This window comes from Achromobacter xylosoxidans A8 (genome assembly GCF_000165835.1).
Taxonomy (GTDB): Bacteria; Pseudomonadota; Gammaproteobacteria; order Burkholderiales; family Burkholderiaceae_B; genus Achromobacter; species Achromobacter xylosoxidans_B.
The window spans coordinates 4,079,877-4,094,675 of the sequence record NC_014640.1; the positions used below are offsets into that span (position 1 = coordinate 4,079,877).

The window sequence follows — 14,799 nt, forward strand, 5'->3', positions numbered from 1 at the left end:
TTGCGCGCGCGCCTTGGCCTGGACACCGTCCCTATTCAGCCTCTGATCGGAACCGCTTCGGTTCCCTGATCGCCCGGCTCTTCCACGCACACCCAAGGCTCCCGTTTGAAAAAGCGGGAGCCTAGACATCGCTGCGCCTCCAGCATCCGCCCCTTTTTATTGTTGTAACCACAGCAATAAACAGGCTTATGCTAAATGCCTGCCCTTGCCCGGGATCAGACCCGCCGGCAACTTCAATTGGCAGGCATTACGCGCAGACGATCACTTCACTGAATTTCTTTTGATTAAGTGAGTAGAGAAGATGCAGCCCTTGTCACCAATTGACGTCCGCTTGTCATTCAAGCTTTCCAGCGCATTCCTGATCGCGTTGGGCGCTTTCCCCGCCTATTCCCAGACCATCGATGGCGGTTCGGTGGTCACCGTTCCGGGGTCGCAGAGTTCACCCTGGAACCTGGGCGCCAGCTCCCTGACGGTAGGCAACACCAGTACCGGGACATTGCAGATCGGCGCGACCGGCGTGGTGTCCAACGGCTCCGGCTTTGTTGGCCGGCAGGTCGGCAGCACCGGCCATGTAACCGTGAGCGGCGCCGGGGCGCAATGGACTAACAGTTCGGGCCTGTCCGTGGGATTCTCGGGCACTGGCACGCTGGGCGTTTCGAATGGCGGCATTGTAAGAAGCACCACCAACACCTATGTGGGCGTGGCGGCTGGCGGCACCGGCACCGTGACGGTCAGCGGCTTGGGATCGCAGCTGAACAGCACCGGTTTCATGCGCGTCGGCCAGACCGGCAACGGCACGTTGCAGATCAGCGACAGCGCGGTCGTGAGCAATGGGCTGGCCTACGTAGGCTATGACTCGGGCAGCGTGGGTCTGGTGACGATCAGCGGGGCGGGAACGCAGTGGAACAGCAGCGCCGAACTTACTGTGGGCTTTTCCGGCAACGGCCGGGTCAACGTCACCAATGGCGGCGCGGTTGCCAGCACGAATGGCACCATCGGCGCCGGCGCGAATTCGACGGGCGCGGTCACAGTCGACGGCACCGGCTCCTCTTGGACCAACTCCGGCGTCCTCACGGTGGGCAACTCCGGCTCCGGCGCGCTGACCATTTCGAACAACGCCACCGTCAGCGCAGCCAGCGCGCGCGCAGGCGTGGCGGCCGGCTCGCAGGGCGTCATCAATATCGGCGCGGCCGCATTGTCCGCGGCGGCGGCCCCCGGGACGCTGACGTTGACGGGTCCCAGCCCTAATCTGACGCTGGGCGCCACCGGCGGGCTGGTGTTCAACCACACCAATACCAGTGGCTATCTGTTTGTCCCCGGCATCACGGGCGCGGGCAAGCTCAGCACCTACAGCGGCACCACGATCCTGACCGCCAACAACAACTACACGGGCGGCACCACGATAGCCGGCGGCACGCTGCAGTTGGGCAATGGCGGCACCAGCGGGGCCATCGTCGGCAATGTGAGCAATAACGGGGCCTTGAACTTCAACCGCAGCGATAGCGTCACGTTCGCGGGCCTGGTCTCGGGCAGCGGCGTGGTCAATCAGAACGGCACGGGCGCCACGATACTGACGGCCAACAATACCTATACCGGCGGCACCACCATCTCGGCGGGCACCTTGCAGCTGGGCAATGGCGGCACCACCGGCGCCATCGTCGGCAACGTGGCCAACAACGGGACGCTGGTATTCAACCGGTCCAATACCCTCTCGCTCGGCGGCCAGATTTCCGGCAGCGGCTCGGTCAGCCAGATCGGCGCCGGCACCACGGTCCTGACGGGAAACAACACGTACACGGGCGGCACCACGATTTCGGCGGGCACGCTGCAACTGGGCAATGGCGGCACCTCGGGGGCAATCGTCGGCGACGTAGCCAACAACGGCATGCTGGCCTTCAACCGCTCCGATAGCGTCACGTTCACGGGCCTGGTATCGGGCGGCGGCGCAGTCAACCAGATCGGTACAGGCACCACGATCCTGACGGCGGACAATACCTACACCGGCGGCACCACGATTTCCGCGGGCACGCTGCAACTGGGCAATGGCGGCGCCACGGGCGCCATCGTGGGCAACGTGGTCGACAACGGCGCGCTGACCTTTAACCGCTCCGATGTAGTGACCTTCGCCGGCCAGGTATCCGGCAGCGGCGTGGTCAACCAGATCGGCGCAGGCACCACCATCCTGACCGCAGACAACACCTATACCGGCGGCACCACGATTTCGGCGGGCACGCTGCAACTGGGCAGTGGCGGCACGTCGGGTGCCATCCTGGGCAATGTGATCGACAACGGCGCGCTGACCTTCAACCGCTCCGATGTCCAGACCTTCGCGGGCCAGATCTCCGGCAGCGGCGTGGTCAACCAGATCGGCGCCGGGACCACGATCCTGACCGCAGACAACACCTATGCCGGCGGCACCACGATTTCGGCGGGCGCGTTGCAGCTAGGCAATGGCGGCACTTCGGGGTCCATCCTGGGCAATGTGGCGAACGACGGCTTGCTGGCCTTCAACCGCTCCGACACCATGACGCTTGCCGGCCAGATATCCGGCAGCGGCGCGGTCAACCAGATAGGCTCGGGCACCACCGTGCTGACGGGCAACAACAGCTACACGGGCGGGACGACAATCGCCGCAGGCACCCTGCAATTGGGCGACGGCGGCACCTCTGGCGCCATTGTGGGCAATGTGGCGAACAACGGGGCGCTTGCGTTCAATCGTTCCGACGTCCAGACATTCCCGGGCCTGATCTCTGGTAGCGGCACGGTCAGCCAGATCGGCGCCGGCACCACGATCCTGACGGCCGACAATACCTACACCGGCGGCACCACGATTTCGGCAGGCACGCTACAGCTGGGCAACGGCGGTACTACGGGCGCCATCCTGGGCGACGTGACGAACCATGGCGCGTTGAATTTCAACCGCTCCGATGTCCAGACCTTCCCTGGCCTGATTTCTGGCAGCGGCGTGGTCAACCAGATCGGCGCCGGCACCACGATCCTGACGGCCGACAATACCTACACGGGCGGCACCACGATTTCTGCGGGCACGCTGCAGTTGGGCGACGGCGGCACCTCCGGAGCCATTTTGGGCGATGTGGCGAACAATGGAGCACTGACGTTCAATCGCTCCGACGTCCAGACGTTCCCGGGCCTGATCTCCGGTAGCGGCACGGTCAACCAGATCGGCGCCGGCACCACGATCCTGACGGCCGACAATACCTACACGGGCGGCACCACGATTTCTGCGGGCACGCTGCAGCTAGGCGATGGCGGCACCTCCGGCGGCATCCTGGGCAATGTAGCCAACAACGGCGCACTGAGTTTCAACCGCTCTGACAGCGTGACGTTCGCGGGCCTGATCTCCGGCAACGGCACGGTCAATCAGAACGGCAGCGGCACCACGATCCTGACCGCCCAGAACACCTATGGCGGCCCGACCAACATCAATAACGGCGTGCTGCGCGCCGGCGCGGTCTCCACGCTCAGTCCGAACTCGGCCGTGAACGTGACGGCTGCTGGCACGCTCGATCTCAATGGCTACAGCCAGGCCACGGCCGGCGTGATCAACGCCGGACTCATCAACATGGGCAGCGGCACCGCGCCCGGCACCACGCTGACGACGCCGAACTACGTCGGCCAGGGCGGCAGGATCGCCATGAACACCTTGCTGGGCGGCGACGGTTCGCCGTCGGACCGGCTGGTGATCAATGGCGGGACCGCTTCCGGCTCGTCGTCGCTGATCGTCGCCAATGCCGGCGGCGCGGGCGCAGTGACCACCGGCAACGGCATCCTGCTTGTCGATGCCGTCAATGGCGGCACGACCGCCGCCAGCGCGTTCACGCTGGGCAATGCCGGCGGCTATGTCGCCGCGGGCCCCTACGCCTATACGCTGCAACGCTCCAGCGTGGACGGCAGCGGGCTGCAGAACTGGTACCTGCGTTCGACGGTGGACTGCGCCGCCGCGCCCAGCAATCCCGCCTGCAAGGACCCGGAACCCCCGGTGCCGCCGAATCCGCCCGTGCCGCCGATTCCGCCCAATCCGCCCACGCCCACGCCGCCGGCGCCGCCCAACTACCGGCCCGAAGTCTCCACGGCCGTGGCGACGCCGGAGCTGGCCTTGCGCTACGGCGCGACCTTTCTGGACTCGCTGCACGAGCGCATCGGCGAGGCGCGCTACGCCCTGCCCTCCACCCCGGCCGGCGGCAATTCCCTGGCCTGGGGCCGCGTCATCGGCGTGACCGGCGAACGCAACGGCAGCAACTCGGGCATCCTGGGCTCCAGAGGCCCCGACTACGACTACAAGATCTATGGCCTGCAATCCGGCGTGGATCTCTACCGCCGCGCCAACGCCAACGGCAGCATGGACCACGCAGGCGCCTACGTCGCCTTCGGACGCGCCACGGCCGACGTCGACCACCTCGACGGCCGCTCCGCTGGCCAAGCGGCCATGAATGGCGTGACGCTGGGCGGCTACTGGACGCATATCGGCAAGGAAGGCTGGTATGTCGATGCCGTGATCCAAGGCACGCGCTACGACGTCGACAACGGCCGTTCCCCGGCCGGCTACAACCTGGACACCCGCGGCTTCGGTTTCGCGACCTCGCTGGAAGGCGGCTATCCGTTCCGCCTGAACGACGAGTGGGTCATCGAACCCCAGGCGCAGCTGGTGTTCCAGAACGTCAATCTCAATGACGCCAACGACGGCGCCGCCAAGATCCGCTTCAACGACGTCGACAGCCTGAGGGGCCGCCTGGGCGTGCGCCTGGCGCGCACGGTGGAACTGGATCCGGGACCGGACGGCAAGCGCATCGCAACCACCTGGCTGCGCGCCAGCCTGGTCAATGAGTTCCTGACCAACCCGACCACGGAGTTCTCTTCCCAGAACGGCTATGTGCCGTTCCGGGCTGACATGAAGGGCACGTCGGTGCAACTGAATCTGGGCGCGGACGTGGGCGTCAAGCGCAACGTCTCGGTGTACGGCAGCGTGGGCTCGGAGATCAGCCTGCGGGGCGATGGGCAGAGCTTCAACGGCAAGCTAGGCGTGAAGATCGCGTTCTGAGGCGCAAGCCTGCGGATCGGGGCGCCCGGCCCGATCCGCCAAGCGCTATCGATCAGCGGAACCGCAAATGCCGCCGCTGCAATTCCGCGACGGTCCTGCAGCCCATCAGCTTCATGGCGCGCTCGATCTCGACGCGCATCAGTTCCAGCGCGCGCTCCACCCCCGGCCGGCCCGCGGCCGCCAGCGGGAACAAATAGTAGCGGCCCAGGCCCACCGCCTTGGCGCCCAGGGCCAGGGCCTTGAGCACATGGGTGCCGCGCTGCACGCCGCCATCCATCATCACATCGATGCGGTCGCCGACCGCGTCGACGATTTCGGCGAGCTGGTCGAAGGCGCTGCGCGAGCCGTCCAGTTGGCGGCCGCCGTGATTGGACAGCACGATGCCGGTGCAGCCGATGTCGGCCGCGCGCCTGGCGTCTTCCACCGACATCACGCCCTTCAGGCAAAACTGTCCGCCCCATTCCTGCACCATGGCGGCGACGTCGTCCCAGGTCATGGCCGGGTCCAGCATGTCGGTGAAATAGCGGCTGATGGACATGGCGCCCCCGCCCATGTCGACGTGGGTGTCCAGCTGCGGCAGCCGGAAGCGTTCATGCGTCAGGTAGTTCAGCGCCCAGGCCGGCTTGATGGCGAACTGCGCGATGCCGGCAAGGTTCAGCCTGAACGGAATGGCGAAGCCGGTGCGCTTGTCGCGTTCGCGGTTGCCGCCGGTGATGCTGTCCACGGTCAGCATCATGACCTGCACGCCAGCATCCTTGGCGCGCGCCATCATCTCGCGGTTCAGGCCGCGGTCCTTGTGGAAGTAGAACTGGTAGACCTGGGGGCCGCCGCTGATCTTGCGGGCTTCTTCCAGGCTGACAGTGCCGAGCGAGGAGACGCCGAACATGGTGCCGAATTTGCCCGCCGCGGCGGCCACGGCGCGTTCGCCATCGTGATGGAACAGGCGCTGCAAGGCGGTGGGCGAACAATAGACCGGCAGCGCCAGCTTCTGGCCCATGACGGTCACCGACATGTCCACGTCGGACACGCCGCGCAGCACGTCAGGCAGCAGGTCGCAGGATTCGAAAGCGGCGGTGTTGCGGCGGTAGGTGGTTTCATCGTCGGCGGCGCCGTCGATGTAATTGAAGATGGGGCCCGGCAGCCGCTGGCGGGCCATGCGGCGAAAGTCGTGGAAGTTCTGGCACTGGTTCAGACGCATGGGTAGACCCTTATCGACACTACACGTACGGACAGCCTGAGCCCCCGGATGGAGCGGGGGGAATTGTAGACCGACAGCCGCATTTACCAGGGCGTCGGCGGGAGCCCTGTCGCAGATCGTGTTAAATGCGGTCTTTCGCAATACGAACGGAACTGCCCCGCAATGCCCCATCCCTTGCTCAAACCGGCCGCCTGGGCCGCGGCCGCCGTGCTGGCGCTGGCCGCCGCAACCGCCTCGGCGCAGCAGAACCTGGAGCGGGCCACCTCGCTGGCCCAGATCCACGCCATCATGGAGTATTGCAAGGTGCTGACCCCCGAGCTGCTGGAGATACTGAAGAAACGGCAGCAGTCGTCCGCCCGCGAGTCCGGCGTGTCGTCCCTGGTGTTCGATGCGGAGTATCTGCGCGCCTACACCAAGGCGCGCAAGGACCTGGCGGAATTCGGAGAGGAAGAGAATGAGCTGACCTGCCAACCCATGCGGGCCATGGCCGGCAAGGAGTGAGCGCGGCATCCAAGACGGCTGCGCGGCAGCTTGAAACAGGAACCCGGCAAGCGTAGTCTGACACCGCTGATTCTCCCCCCACTCGATAGCCAGGAGCGATTCATGGCGCAGAAAGAACGACATAAGGGCCGCTTGATCGATCACATCGGGCTGGTCGTGCGCGACCTGTCCGCCAGCAAGGCGTTCTATACCGCGGTCTGCAATGCGCTGAAGATTCCCATCGGCGGCTCCGACGACAAGAACTTCTGGGCGGACGAGCTGTTCATCTCCGCGCCCGGCAGCGCCGAGGTACAGGGCGAACTGACCGGCCGCATACACCTGGCCTTCCAGGCGGAAGACCAGGCCATGGTGGATGCCTTCTACCAGGCGGCGATGGCGCACGGCGGCCGGGATAACGGCCCGCCGGGCGAGCGTCTTGCCTACCATCCCGGCTACTACGCGGCATTCGTGCTGGATCCGGACGGCAACAACATCGAAGCCGTCTCCCGCACGCGGGCCGAGCGCAGCGCGGCCTCGGTGCGGATCACCTACTGATCATGCCTTCATCGCCCGGGGCCGGATGTCATGCCGCGCCCCGTGGCGCCTGGATCATCTTCCAACCGTTGCCCGCCGGATCGCGGAAACCCGCGTCCACGCTGCCGTAGCGTTCGATCGGTTCCTGCGTGAACTCGACGCCCTGCGCCTGCAGCCGGGCGTAGCTTTCCCGGCAGTCGGCCACGTGCAGCACCAGAGGCGGCATCGCGCCCTTGGCGACCATGGCGCGCAAGGTCTGCGCGGTGGCCTCGTCGTGGATGGGCGGACCGGGCGCGAACAAGCCGAGCTGAAACGAGGGCTGATCCGGATGCTGCACCGTCAGCCACCGGTACGGTCCGTTGCGCACGTCCGTATGGACGCGGAATCCGAGCTTGTCGACGTAGAACGCCAGCGCCGCGTCCTGATCGTCCACGTACACGCCCGCCACATTGATGCCTAAGTTCATAAGACCTCCTGGGTTGATGGCGGAAATTTACCGTCGGCCTCGCGCCGCCGCTTCTCCAAAACAGCGATATTGAGATCGGGGCGCTGCGCGGCCTTCACCACGCAGGCGGGCATCCGGTCCAGCGGCTGCGCTTCGGTCCGCGCCTGCGCGCGCATGGCGCTGGGACTCAGCCCGGTGATATCACGGAAGATGCGGCTGTAGGTGCCCAGGCTTTCCCAGCCCGTGGCGTAGGCGATTTCCGTGACGCTCTGCTCCGTATCCCGCAGCATGGCCACGCTTTGCTCGATGCGCCGCGTCAGCAGGTAGCGATGCGGCGGCAGGCCGAAGGCGCGTTTGAAGGAATGCGCGAAGTGCGCCTTGGAAATGCCGCTGACCTCGGCCAGGCGCTCCACCGGCCAGGCCTCGTGCGAGGCGGCGTCCATGCGGTCCTTGACTCGCAGCAGGCGGCGCAGCAGCGCCGGGTCCTGCTGCGGGCCTTCGCCCGGCGCCGCTTGCGCCAGCAGCGTTCCCAGCCTCGACAAGGCGTCTTCCTGCACCGCGCTATAGCCCACCACCACGCCCGGCGGCAGGTCTACCTTGCGGCAGAAATCCGCCAGCGGCTGCATGCCCACACCCGCAGCCCGCGCCGCCACCACGGCCTGCGTCATATCCCAGCCCGGCGGCAGCCGCCACAGCAGATGGAAGCCGGCGTGCTCGCCGCTGACGCGCAGTTCGTCGCTGCCAACCGCCTGGCGCAAGGCGCGCAGCGCGGCGTCGCGGCGGCGCGCGTAGACGCCGCGCGCCTTGCGCACGTGGCGCGCGAAACTGCCGTCCTGCAGGAACGCTGCCAAGGTCATCTGCTCGATGATGCTGGGCGAGCGCCCCGCCCGGCGGCGTGCCTGCACGAAATCGGGCGCCAGCGCCTTGGGTACCACCGCATAGCCGATGCGCAAGGCATTGAACAGGGTCTTGTTGAAGCTGCCGCAGTGGATGACGCGGTCGGCCGTGTCCAGGCTTTTCAGGGCGGCCAGCGGCGCGCCGTCATAGCTGAATTCGCTGTCGTAGTCGTCCTCGACGATCCACCAGCCGGCTTGCGCGGCCCAGTCGAGCAGCTCCAGGCGGCGCGAGACCGGCATGGTGACGCCGGTGGGCGCCTGGTGGGCGGGCGTGACGTGCACCAGCTTCACGCCGCGTTGATTGCGGGCCCGCGCAACCGGAAAGCCTTCGGCGTCGATGGCCAGCGGCACGACGTGGCGGGTGTACTGGCCGAAGATGGGTTCGGCGTTCAGGTAGCCGGGATCCTCGATCAGCACCCTGTCCTGCGGCTGCAACAGGAGATGGCCGCAGAGGTCCAGGCCGTCCCGGATGCCGCCCAGCACGATGACCTGGTCCGGATCGCAGCTGATGCCACGGGCCGCGCCCAGGTAGCGGGCGATCTGCTCGCGCAGCGGGCGCCAACCTTGCGGCTCGTCGTTGGCCAACTGGGCCGGCGTCACGCGCCGGGCGCTGGCCATCAAGCCCTTGCGCCAGCGTTCCATGGGAAAGAGCGCGGCGTCGGCGCTGCGCGAGAAGAACAGGGAGTTGGACGGGAACGGCGCCAAGAGCGCGGCCACGTGCGGCGCAGGCGGCGGCGCGCTGGCGTCTGGCGCGGGCGCGGCCATGGCTGCTTGCGATGCGGACATCGGCCCCCGCGCCTTGGGCGTAGCGGCGCCCTCGCCTGGCAGCCCCGTCCGGAAGAAGTTGTCCGGGATCACCGCCGCCACATAAGTACCCGATCCGACCGTGCCCGCGGTATAGCCTTCGCTGCGCAGCTGATCGTAGGCAGCCTCGACCGTGGAGCGCGCAATATGCCAGCGTCCGGCCAGGCTGCGCGTGGACGGCAGGCGCGCGCCGGAGGGCAACGCACCCTTCAAGATGCGTTCGCGGATCTCGCGGTAGACCCAGGCCTGCTTGGACTCCCCGGGCCGCGCCGCATCCCGCGGCAAGTCCAGGCTGGCTTCCTGGCGCTTCGCGCCTGACTGTTTCGCGGAAAGTGGCTTGTTCATATTCACGGAAATGGCTCTATTTCATGTAGCCATTCTATCGGTAGATTGAAGGCCTGCGCCCCTTTTGTGGGGCAATTTTTCCGGAACCTGCCATGACCGCTACCTGCCATACCATCACCCTGGAGACCGGCCCCTTCCTCACGGACGGCAAGACCTCGATCCTGGAAGCGGCACTGGCGCAGGACATACCCGTACCCTTCTCCTGTCAGCGCGGGGCCTGCGGCTCGTGCCGCGCCGTGGTGGTGGACGGCAGCTACGAACGCATCGCGCCGCCCACGGACGGCAGCTACCAGACCGCCAACGACGAACTGCTGATGTGCCAATGCCGCGCGGCCAGCGACCTGACGCTGCGCTTCCCGCACTGGCGCGCCCCCGAGCAGCCCACGCCGCCGCGCCGCGCCAGCGTGGTGTCGCGCCTGCCGCTGGCGCCGGACGTCACCCAGCTCATCGTTGAACTGCAAGATGGGGATGACTACAGCTACCTGCCCGGCCAGCATGCCCAACTGATCCTGGACGGCGGCGCCCGCCGCAACTTCTCGATCGCGAACGCACCCGGCGCGGCCGGGCCTGCACGGCTGGAATTCCATATCCGCCGCATGCCCGGCGGCGCTTTCACCGACGGCATCCTGCCCGGGCTGCGACCCGGCGACGCACTGACCCTGGACGCCGCGCAGGGCGACTGCACCTGGCCCGCGGAGATGCCCCCAGGCATAGACCACCTGCTGCTGCTGGCCACCGGCACGGGCTACGCGGGCGTGGCGCCCATCCTCATGGCCGCGCTGCAAAGCCGCGCCCTGAAGACGGTGACGCTCTACTGGGGCGGCCGCGAGCCCGACGATTGCTACGCCGGCCAGATGCTGAACGCCTTGCAGGGCAAAGGCGACGGGTTCCAGTGGCATGCGGTGCTGTCCAAGGCCCAGGACGGCCAGGACGCCGATGCGGCTGATGGCGCGCAGCATCGCCATGCCGGCCGGCACGTGCAGGACGCAGCCGTGGCGGCCGGCCATGACTGGTCCCGCAGCCTGGTTTACGCCTGTGGCAATCCGGCGATGGTGAGCGCGGCCCGCGAACGGCTGCTGGCGGCCGGCCTGCCCGCAGACCGGTATCGCGCCGAAGCCTTCCACCCGGCGGCCGGCGGCGCGGCCGACATCGCGCCACAGCCTGAAGCGCATCCCTGGGAACGCATCAGCCCGCGCTACACGCTGGCCGGCATCCTGGACGCGCGCCGGCGTTCCATGCAGGCGGTAGAAGAAATCGCCGCGCTGATGCGGCCCGGCATGACCACGCGCGAGGCCATCGCCGTGGCGGACGACCACCTGCGCCAGATGGGCGCGTCCAACAACTGGCACCCGACCTACGTGCGCTTCGGCCCGGACACGCAATCGCCGCCCGTCCAGCCCACCGACTACGACCGCAAGCTGCAGGAGCACGACATCTTCGTGCTGGACATCGGGCCCGTGTGGGACGGTCATGAAGGCGACTACGGCGACACCTTCGTGCTGGGCGCGGACGCCGACCGCCAGCGCTGCGCCGAGGCCGCGCGCGAGGTGTTCAAGCGCGCCCGCCTGGCATGGCTGGAAGGCCTGACGGGCGCTGCCCTCTACGATCGGGCCTCAGAATATGCGCGCGAGCTGGGCTGCGAACTGGTGCGGGAAATTCCCGGACACCGGGTATCCGACTTCCCGCATGCGCTGTATGGCAAGCACCTGCTGGCGCAGGCGGACTTCGTGCCCGCCGACGGCATCTGGGTGCTGGAGATTCAGGTGCGCGATGCGCAGCGGCCCATCGGCGCGTTCTACGAGGACGTACTGCTGCGCTAGCGCGGCGGCGGCCCCGCGCGCGGGTGCGACTGTCCGCCCGCCGCGCCCGCTCTACCCCCGCTGGCTCAACGCCCGGCTGATCCGGTGCTTCGACACCGTGGTCTTCGGCACGTTGAACGGGAACCAGCTGCGCACGTCCTCGTCCAGCCCGATGCCGTGCATGTAGTTGTAGATGGCCTTTTTCAATGCCTTACCCAGCGCGTCGTGGTCCACGCCGGTGGGATCATGGAAGCCGACGTCGTTCTTGGCGAACGTGACCGGCGGCAAGGGCTTCAAAGTGACGCCGTATTCCTCCGGGTTCTTGCCCACCGGCGAATGCACCGTACAGGCGAAACGGTGGAAAAAACCGCTCTGGATGCAGCCGTTGTCGAACAGCTGCCGCACGTATTCCAGCGCGTCCACGGTGTCCTGCACGGTCTGCGTGGGAAAGCCGTACATCAGGTAGGCGTGCACCAGGATGCCGGCGTCGGTGAAGGCGCGCGTGACCCGCGCCACCTGCTCCACCGAGACGCCCTTCTTCATCAGGTTGAGCAGACGGTCCGACGCGACCTCCAGGCCGCCCGATACGGCGATGCAGCCGCTATCCGCCAGCAGTTCGCAGAGTTCGGGACTGAAAGTCTTTTCGAAGCGGATATTGCCCCACCACGAGATGCCGGTGTTGCGGGCGATCAGTTCGGTCGCCAGCGCCTTGAGCGACTTGGGCGGCGCGGCTTCGTCGACGAAATGGAAACCGGTCTGCCCGGTTTCGCGCACGATGGCCTCGATGCGGTCGGCCAGCACCTCGGCGGACGCGCCTTCGTAGCGGCCGATGTAGTCCAGGCTGACGTCGCAGAAGCTGCATTTCTTCCAATAACAGCCATGCGCCACGGTCAGCTTGTTCCAGCGCCCGTCGCTCCACAGCCGGTTCATGGGATTCAGCATGTCCAGCAGCGACAGGTAGCGGTCCAGCGGCAGGCCGTCCCAGGTGGGCGTGCCCACTTCGGCGAAGGCGATGTCGGGCTCGACCATGTTCACATAGCGCACCGCGCCCGTGTCGGCCTCGCGCAGGAAGGTGCGCACCAGGCGCTGGCGCGAACGCTTGCCCTGCACGTGCTCCAGCAGCGACAGCAAGGGCCGCTCGCCCGCGTCCAGAGTCACATAGTCGAAATAGTCGAAGACCCGCGGGTCCTTCAGCTCGCGCAATTCGGTGTTGACGAAGCCGCCGCCCAGCACGGTGATGATGGAGGGATCGTGCGCCTTGATGGTCTGGGCGATGCGGAAGGCGGCGTAAACGGCGCCCGGGAACGGCACGGACAGCAACACCATGGTCGGCGTGTGGCGGGCCAGCGCCTCCGCGGTCAGGCTGCGCAGCATGTCGTCCACCAGCGTCGGCGCGGCCGCCAGCGCCTGGGCCAAGGGGTCGAACGTGGGCTGGCTGCCCGCGAGCGATTCGGCGTAGCGCACGAACTCGAAGCGCGGATCGACGGCGTCGCGCAACACGTCGGCCAGATCGTTCAGATACAGCGTCGCCAGATGCTTGGCGCGGTCATGCAGGCCCAGCGCCCCGAAGGCCCAGCCCAGCGGATCGCCGCCCTCTTCGTCCAGGTATACGTCCAGCGAACTGAAGCGCGGCCCCTCGGGCAGGAAATTGCGGCCGACGATGCGGTGCGCCAGCGTCGAATCGCGGCCCTGCAGGAAGGCGATCACGGGCGCGATGGTCGCCAGGTAGCGCGCCTCCTGTTCCGCGAAGGCCTGGACCGCGGGGCTGCGCTTATTCGCCGGCAAGGCGGCGACGCGTTCCGCCACGGCGCGCAGGCCGTCGGCCGACAGCAGGCGCAGCACCAGGGCCAGCGCCAGGTCTTCCTGGAACGAGGTCACGCCGCGCGACCGCAGAAAGCCGGTCAGGTAAGCGGTGGACGGATACGGGGTATTGAGCTGCGTCATCGGCGGAATGACCGACAGCACGCGTAGAGGCAAAGAGGACATGAAGCACGGCACAACTGCCGTCGAAGCGGGGATCGGAGCCATTATAGGCAGCGCGGCGGAACCGGCCCCGCCGCCCGGACAATGGCCGACGGGTTGCGCCGGCCGCAGGCGTCAAAGATCGCCGAGCACGCTGGGATCGAACCGCCAGCGGTGATCGCCATTGACGCTGCACACCGCCGTCGTCTTCTTGTGGCGCTTCGGGCCGATCTCCCTGAGCTTCAATTCACCGTCGCATACAGGGCACTGGCCACCAATCTCCGTGTAGAAAACCTCGCCGGCGCGATTGGCCTCCAGGTTGCACATCATGAAAAACCGCGAATAGCGCCTACGCTTCAGATCACCGCCGGTGTCCAGGCTAATGAAACTCAAGAAAATCAGGATGAACCACCACGCCGACATCCCCCAGGCGTAGACGCCCAGGGCGGTGATCGCCAAGCCTGCAGCGCCGCCTGTCAAGAGCCAGGCCGCCTTGACGGGTTTGCCGCGCAGCCGCAGGGGCACGATGCTGTAGCGCTGGAATGCTTCAGCCCAGCTGCCGCGAGAAGCCGCAGCGGCTGGCGGATTGGCGGCGGGCTGCGGACTCGCCGTAGCTGACGGCGTCTCGGCCGCCGTAAAACTGCCCGCGTCCGATGCGAAGATGTCCTTGCTCCGCATATTGCCCAACACTCTTGCGCATTCGTCGCACACGCTGTTCTTGCCCTTATGGGCGGCTCCGCATCTAGAGCAATGCACGCTATCCCCTCGCAGTGGAAACTTTGATCTGGCGCCATTATTACCATTATTCTTAGGCACCCGCCGCAACCGCACCCCGCCTGGCGTCATTTCATGCGCAACCGATCAGACCCATTCGCCCCACCCCCGAAGCAACGGACCGTCCGCCTCAATTCCCTGCTCTGGATCCTCGAGCCTCTGGAACGCGACGCCGGTTATATGCGCCGCAAGATGTTCGGCTGCGATGCGGCGTACCTGGATGGCCTGCTGTACCTGGTGGCCGCCGACCGCGACGATCCCTGGAGCGGGCTGCTGGTGTGCACCTCGCAGGAACGCCAGGAGGCGCTGTTGACGGAATTTCCGACCCTGCGGCCGCACCCGGTGCTGGGAAAATGGCTATACCTGCCCCAGACCGACGAGGACTTCGAGACGATTGCGGCGGGAATGGCGCGGCTGGCGCTGGCGCGCGATCCGCGCATGGGCGTGGCGCCCAGGCCGCGGTCCAGGCGCAAAAAAGGCTGACTCGCACCCGGGCCGGTTTC

General features: G+C 67.0%; 10 protein-coding genes. 5 read left to right on the top strand and 5 right to left on the bottom strand.

From position 1 onward, the window contains the following. Window positions 1-331 precede the first annotated feature (331 nt). Window positions 332-5,059, top strand: a complete 4,728-nt coding sequence (locus AXYL_RS18835; RefSeq protein ID WP_049797821.1) for an autotransporter-associated beta strand repeat-containing protein — start codon at window positions 332-334, stop codon at window positions 5,057-5,059. Between the two features lie 52 nt (window positions 5,060-5,111). On the opposite strand, the gene AXYL_RS18840 is transcribed toward AXYL_RS18835, so the two are convergent. Beyond that, complete coding sequence (locus AXYL_RS18840; protein ID WP_013394439.1) at window positions 5,112-6,257, bottom strand: alpha-hydroxy acid oxidase; 1,146 nt, start codon at window positions 6,255-6,257, stop codon at window positions 5,112-5,114. A gap of 162 nt (window positions 6,258-6,419) precedes the next feature. Between AXYL_RS18840 and AXYL_RS18845 the strand changes: the two genes are divergently transcribed. Together AXYL_RS18845 and AXYL_RS18850 are read left to right on the top strand one after the other, a co-directional pair. Next, a complete protein-coding gene (locus tag AXYL_RS18845) occupies window positions 6,420-6,758 on the top strand; it encodes a hypothetical protein (RefSeq protein WP_013394440.1) in 339 nt (112 codons plus the stop codon). Between the two features lie 102 nt (window positions 6,759-6,860). Further along, window positions 6,861-7,292, top strand: a complete 432-nt coding sequence (locus AXYL_RS18850) for a VOC family protein (protein ID WP_013394441.1) — start codon at window positions 6,861-6,863, stop codon at window positions 7,290-7,292. Between the two features lie 28 nt (window positions 7,293-7,320). On the opposite strand, the gene AXYL_RS18855 is transcribed toward AXYL_RS18850, so the two are convergent. Together AXYL_RS18855 and AXYL_RS18860 are read right to left on the bottom strand one after the other, a co-directional pair. Beyond that, window positions 7,321-7,737, bottom strand: a complete 417-nt coding sequence (locus AXYL_RS18855; protein ID WP_013394442.1) for a VOC family protein — start codon at window positions 7,735-7,737, stop codon at window positions 7,321-7,323. Then, the gene (locus AXYL_RS18860) at window positions 7,734-9,761 is read right to left on the bottom strand and encodes an aminotransferase class I/II-fold pyridoxal phosphate-dependent enzyme (protein WP_013394443.1); all 2,028 of its coding nucleotides are present in this window, start codon (window positions 9,759-9,761) and stop codon (window positions 7,734-7,736) included. Before AXYL_RS18860 ends, AXYL_RS18855 begins: the two co-directional genes overlap by 4 nt. A 92-nt stretch (window positions 9,762-9,853) precedes the next feature. Here AXYL_RS18860 and AXYL_RS18865 point away from each other — a divergent pair, with 92 nt between their 5' ends. Then, on the top strand, window positions 9,854-11,581 hold the full coding sequence (locus tag AXYL_RS18865) for an NAD(P)H dependent flavin oxidoreductase family protein (protein ID WP_013394444.1): 1,728 nt from the start codon (window positions 9,854-9,856) through the stop codon (window positions 11,579-11,581). A gap of 51 nt (window positions 11,582-11,632) precedes the next feature. Here the strand turns inward: AXYL_RS18865 and AXYL_RS18870 are convergent, their stop codons facing one another. Continuing rightward, entirely contained in the window at window positions 11,633-13,546 is a 1,914-nt protein-coding gene (locus AXYL_RS18870; RefSeq protein ID WP_193353236.1) for a B12-binding domain-containing radical SAM protein, read from the bottom strand. 111 nt (window positions 13,547-13,657) lie between these two features. Continuing rightward, a complete protein-coding gene (locus tag AXYL_RS18875; protein WP_013394446.1) occupies window positions 13,658-14,200 on the bottom strand; it encodes a hypothetical protein in 543 nt (180 codons plus the stop codon). 171 nt (window positions 14,201-14,371) lie between these two features. Between AXYL_RS18875 and AXYL_RS18880 the strand changes: the two genes are divergently transcribed. Continuing rightward, a complete protein-coding gene (locus AXYL_RS18880) occupies window positions 14,372-14,779 on the top strand; it encodes a hypothetical protein (RefSeq protein ID WP_013394447.1) in 408 nt (135 codons plus the stop codon). Window positions 14,780-14,799 lie beyond the last annotated feature (20 nt).